General features: G+C 72.7%; 4 protein-coding genes. All 4 read right to left on the reverse strand.

What is annotated here, in order from left to right:
- A partial coding sequence (locus KDM41_17290) for an FtsW/RodA/SpoVE family cell cycle protein (protein MCB1185177.1) occupies nucleotides 1-854 on the reverse strand: 854 nt, incomplete at its 3' end.
- 77 nt (nucleotides 855-931) lie between these two features.
- Nucleotides 932-2,314 (reverse strand): UDP-N-acetylmuramoyl-L-alanine--D-glutamate ligase, encoded by a 1,383-nt coding sequence (gene murD / locus KDM41_17295; protein MCB1185178.1) that lies wholly within the window; start codon nucleotides 2,312-2,314, stop codon nucleotides 932-934.
- Between the two features lie 8 nt (nucleotides 2,315-2,322).
- Nucleotides 2,323-3,408, reverse strand: coding sequence for a phospho-N-acetylmuramoyl-pentapeptide-transferase (locus KDM41_17300; GenBank protein ID MCB1185179.1), 1,086 nt, complete (start codon nucleotides 3,406-3,408; stop codon nucleotides 2,323-2,325).
- A gap of 11 nt (nucleotides 3,409-3,419) precedes the next feature.
- The coding region (locus KDM41_17305; GenBank protein ID MCB1185180.1) for a UDP-N-acetylmuramoyl-tripeptide--D-alanyl-D-alanine ligase at nucleotides 3,420-4,655 on the reverse strand (1,236 nt) is incomplete at its 5' end.

The raw sequence follows: 4,655 nt of genomic DNA on the forward strand, positions 1-4,655 counted from the left end.
TCCTCGCCGAGCACCGAGAAGGCGAAGTCGGTGTGCGACTCGGGCAGGAAGCTGAACTTGTTCTGGCTCTGCCCGGGACCGAGGCCGGTCAGGCCGCCGGCGCCGAGCCCGATCAGCGACTGGTCGACCTGGTAGCCGAACGAGCCGCCCTTCAGGCCCTGCAGCAGCTGGTCGGCGCGCAGGCGCACCTTGTACGAGAACACGTAGCCGAGCACGGCGATGACGGGCGCCACGCCCACCAGGCGCAGCAGCCAGCGCTCGCTGGTGCCGGTGGCGAAGAGGATCACCAGGGTCACGCCCACCGTCACCATGACGTTGCCGTAGTTCGGCTGCAGGGCCAGCAGCACCAGCAGCGGCAGCGGCCCGAGGGCCAGGGCCACCGCGAGCTCGCGCGTCTGCAGCTTCACGCCGCGGCGCACGCGGGTCAGGCGTTCGGCGAGGAAGACGATCATGGCGATCTTGGCGAACTCCACCGGCTGGAAGCGGAAGCCGGCGATGGTGACCCAGCGGTTGATGGTCTCCTGGCCGGACGCGTCGACGCGGGTCGTGAAGAGGGTCAGGCCGACCAGCCCGTAGGCGAGGCCGAGCACGACGAGGTTCGCCCACGGCAGGCGGTAGCGCCGGTAGTCGAAGTGCATGAGCGCGAACATGGCCACCAGGCCCGCCCCGATCATGACGGCGTGCCGGACGATGACGTACCACGGCCCGATCAGCGAGCGGCTGGCGAGGGTCGTGGAGCTGCCGGCCCCGAAGACGACGATGCTGCCGAGGAAGATGAGCATGCCGGCGGCCAGGAGCAGGCCCCGGTCGGCGTGTTCGATGGTGCCCGCGAATCCGCGCAATGTCCGGTTCATGTCCGACCCTCCGTGGTCCGGTCCATGGGTCGCCGCGCCGGGCGGCGTCGTCGATGGGACGGAGCGGCGCCGTCGCCTCAGCCCCGGGGCACCGCCCCGGCGGCCAGGGCCGCGGCCGTGAAGGCCCGCCCCCGCTCCCTGTAGTTGGCGAACATGTCGAAGCTCGCGCACGCCGGGCTCAGCAGCACCGCCGCGTCGGCCCCGTCCGGGCCCGTGGCCAGGTCCGCCGCCAGGGCGACGGCCGCGGCCATGTCCCGGGCCGCGGTGGTGGGCACGGCCCCCGCGAGGGCGGCGCCGATGGCCGGTCCTTCGGCCCCGATCAGCACCACGTGGCGCACCGCGCCGAGCACGTCGCGCAGCGGGGCGTAGTCCTCGCCCTTGCCGCTGCCGCCGGCGATGAGCACGACCTCGCCGGCGAAGCCGTCCAGGCCCGCGCACACAGCATGGACGTTGGTCGCCTTCGTGTCATTGATGAATTTCACGCCGCCCCGCGTGGCGACCCACTCGTGCCGGTCGGGCAGGCCCGGGAAGTCGGCCAGGCCGGCGGCGAGGGCCTCGCGCGGCAGTGAGAGGGCGGTGCCGATGGCGGCCGCAGCCAGGGCGTTCTGCAGGTTGGGCGGCGACTGCTGCGCCAGGTCGGCCAGCGGCAGCAGCGCCTCCTCGCCGAGCACGAGGAAACCGTCGCGGTAGTGGACGTCGGCCCCTTCGGCCCGCTCGCCGAAGAGCAGGCGGCGGCCGGCCGTGGGCCACGACCGCGCCTCGCGGCACCCGGCGCCGGTCACGAAGGTGCCGCCGGCGGGGATGCGTGCGGCCAGGATGCGCTTGGCGGCGTAATAGGCGGCCAGGTCGGGGTAGCGATCCAGGTGGTCCGGCGCCAGGTTCAGCACCGCGCCGACCTCGGGCGCGAAGGTGCGCATCGTCTCGAGCTGGAAGCTGCTCGTCTCGATGACGGCCACGGCGTCGGCGGAGAGCTCCTCGGCCACGTCGGCCAGGGGCCGCCCCACGTTGCCGAGGGCGCGGCCGTCCAGGCCCGCGGCCCGCACGAGGTGCGCCACCAGTTCGGTGGTGGTCGTCTTGCCGTTGGTGCCGGTGATCGCCACGAGGCGGGCCCGCGTGAAGCGCGACGCGAGTTCGAGCTCGCCGACCAGCGGCACGTCGACGGGCAGGGCGGCCAGGCGCGGATGGTCGGTCGGCACGCCCGGACTGACGACCACGAGCGCCGGCCGGGCGGCGGGCGCACCGGCATCGGGCCAGTCGCCGCCGGTGAGAACCTCGTCGAAAGCCCCGGGTGCCAGTCGGCTCAGGCCTTCGCGTTCCCACCGGCGGCGGACCGTTGCGCTGTCGGCGTCGTCGATGCCCAGGACCCGGGCCCCCTGCCGGCGCAGCAGACCGCCGGCCGCGCAGCCGCTGCGCGCCAGGCCCACCACCCAGCAGGTCCGTCCCGCGAACTCGGACGCCATGATCCCCTCTACTGCAGCTTGATCGACGACATGCCCAGCAGCAGCAGCAGCACGCCGATGATCCAGAAACGCACGACGACCTGGGTTTCCGACCAGCCCGTCAGCTCGAAATGATGGTGCAGGGGCGCCATGCGGAAGAGCCGCTTGCCGCCCGTGCGCTTGAACCACGTCACCTGGGCCATGACGGACAGGGCCTCGGCCACGAACATGCCGCCGATGACCACGAGCAGGAATTCCTTCTTCACCAGGATCGCCACCGTGCCGAGGGCCCCGCCGAGGGCCAGGCTGCCCGTGTCGCCCATGAAGATGCGGGCCGGGTGGGCGTTGAACCACAGGAAGCCGATGCCCGCCCCCACCACCGCGGCGCAGTACACCGTCAGTTCGCCCGCCTCCGGCAGATTCAGCAGGTTCAGGTAGTCGGCGAAGACCGCGTGGCCCGTGAGGTAGGCGATCACCGCATAGCCCGCGAAGGCCAACGAGCTGAGGCCGATGGCCAGGCCGTCCAGGCCGTCGGCGAGGTTCACCGCGTTGCTGGTGCCGGTGACGACCAGGATCACCAGCGGGATGTAGAACCAGCCCCAGTTGATGAACACGTCCTTGAGGAAGGGCACGCTGGTGTGGGCCACGAAGTCGCCGTTCCCGCCGAAGTACAGGATCGAGCCGAGGATCAGGCCGTAGCTCACCTGCCCCACCAGCTTGAAGCGCCCGATCATGCCCTTGGGCCGCTTCTTGACCACCTTCAGGTAGTCGTCGATGAACCCGATGACGCCCATCCACACGGTGCCCAGCAGGGCGAGCAGCACCATCCGGTTCGAGAGGTCGGCCCAGAGCAGGGTCGGGATCACGATGGCCGTCAGCACGAGCACGCCGCCCATGGTCGGGGTGCCGGACTTCTTCTGGTGGTGCTGCGGACCGTCGGTGTCGATGGTCTCGCCGATCTGCATCTGCTCGAGCTTGCGGATCACCCAGCCGCCGAAGATGAAGCTGATCAGCAGGGCCGTCACCGTCGCGTAGGCCGAACGGAAGGTGATGTACTTGAAGACGTTGAACAGGGCGTAGTGCTCGCTCAACGGGAACAGGAGGTGGTAGAACATGGCCTCGTGCCTCAGTTTCCGTTCGAGGGATCCCCGGGCTCGGCCGCGGCCAGCAGGGGCAGGATCCGTTCCATGGCCGCGCTGCGCGACCCCTTGACCAGGATGCGGTCGCCCGGCGCCGTGTGCGCCAGCACCCAGGCGGCGGCCTCGTCGACCGACGCGCAATAATGGGCGGTGCCTCCCGCCGCGTCAAAACCTTGACCCAGGGGTCGGGCCTGTTCGCCCACCGCCACGAGCACCGGCACGCCCGCTTCGTGCAGGGCCGCGCCGGTCTCCCGGTGCAGGGTCGCGGCGTCCGGACCGAGCTCGGCCATGTGCCCGAGGACCGCCACCGCCGCGCCGCCGCCGGGCAGCGCGAGCAGGGCGCGGCCCGCAGCGACCATGCTGCCCGGGTTGGCGTTGTAGGCGTCGTCGAGCACGGTGCGCCCGGCCAGGGTGGTCACGGCGCCGCGGTGGGGGCTGGCGGCGAAGGCCCCGAGGCCGCGGCGCAGGTCGTCGTCGGCCAGGCCCAGGCCGCGGGCGGCCAGGATCGCGGCCGCCAGGTTGCAGCCGTTGTGCTCGCCGGGCAGGGGCACCGGCCAGTCGGCGCCGTCCAGGGTCAGCACCGGGCCCTCGGCGCCGGTGCGCCAGGACCAGCGGTGGTCGCCCGCCGTCCGGCCGAGGGTCGCCACCGGCGAGCGGGCGCGCGCGCACCAGGCCTCGAAGCCGGGACTGTCGGCGTTGAGCACCGCCAGGCCGTCGGCGGGCAGATGGTCGAGCAGTTCGCCCTTGCCCGTGATGATGTCCGCCAGCGATCCGAATTCGGCCAGGTGCGCCGGCGAGGCGTTGGTGATGACCCCCACCCGGGGCCGGGCCAGGCCGGCGAGGCGGTCGATGTCGCCCACGGCCGAGGCCCCCATCTCGATCACCGCGAAGCGGTGCTCCGGGCGCAGGCCCAGCAGGGTCACCGGCAGGCCGAGGTCGTTGTTGAAGTTGCCGGCGGTGGCCCACGTGGGGCCACCGCCTCCCAGCAGGGCGGCCAGGAGATCCTTGGTCGTGGTCTTGCCGTTGGTGCCGGTCACGCCGGCCACGGCCACGGGAAGAGCGGCGCGCCACGCGCTGGCCAGGGCGGCCAGGGCCTCACGCGGGCGCGCGCTGAGCAGAACCGCGGCGCCGGCCGCCGCGGGCTGGCCGACGAGGGGGTCGTCCCCGTCGGTGAGGTCGGTCAGGACGGCGCCCCCGCGCGCCAGCCAGGCGGGCGCGAAGCG

Source organism: bacterium (assembly GCA_020440705.1).
In the GTDB taxonomy this organism is placed as follows: Bacteria; Krumholzibacteriota; Krumholzibacteriia; order LZORAL124-64-63; family LZORAL124-64-63; genus JAGRNP01.

Bases quoted from the DNA above. Each gene is read 5' to 3' on its own strand.
- KDM41_17300 (MCB1185179.1), bottom strand. From the start codon at position 3,408: ATGTTCTACCACCTCCTGTTCCCGTTGAGCGAGCACTACGCCCTGTTC.
- murD (MCB1185178.1), bottom strand. From the start codon at position 2,314: ATGGCGTCCGAGTTCGCGGGACGGACCTGCTGGGTGGTGGGCCTGGCG.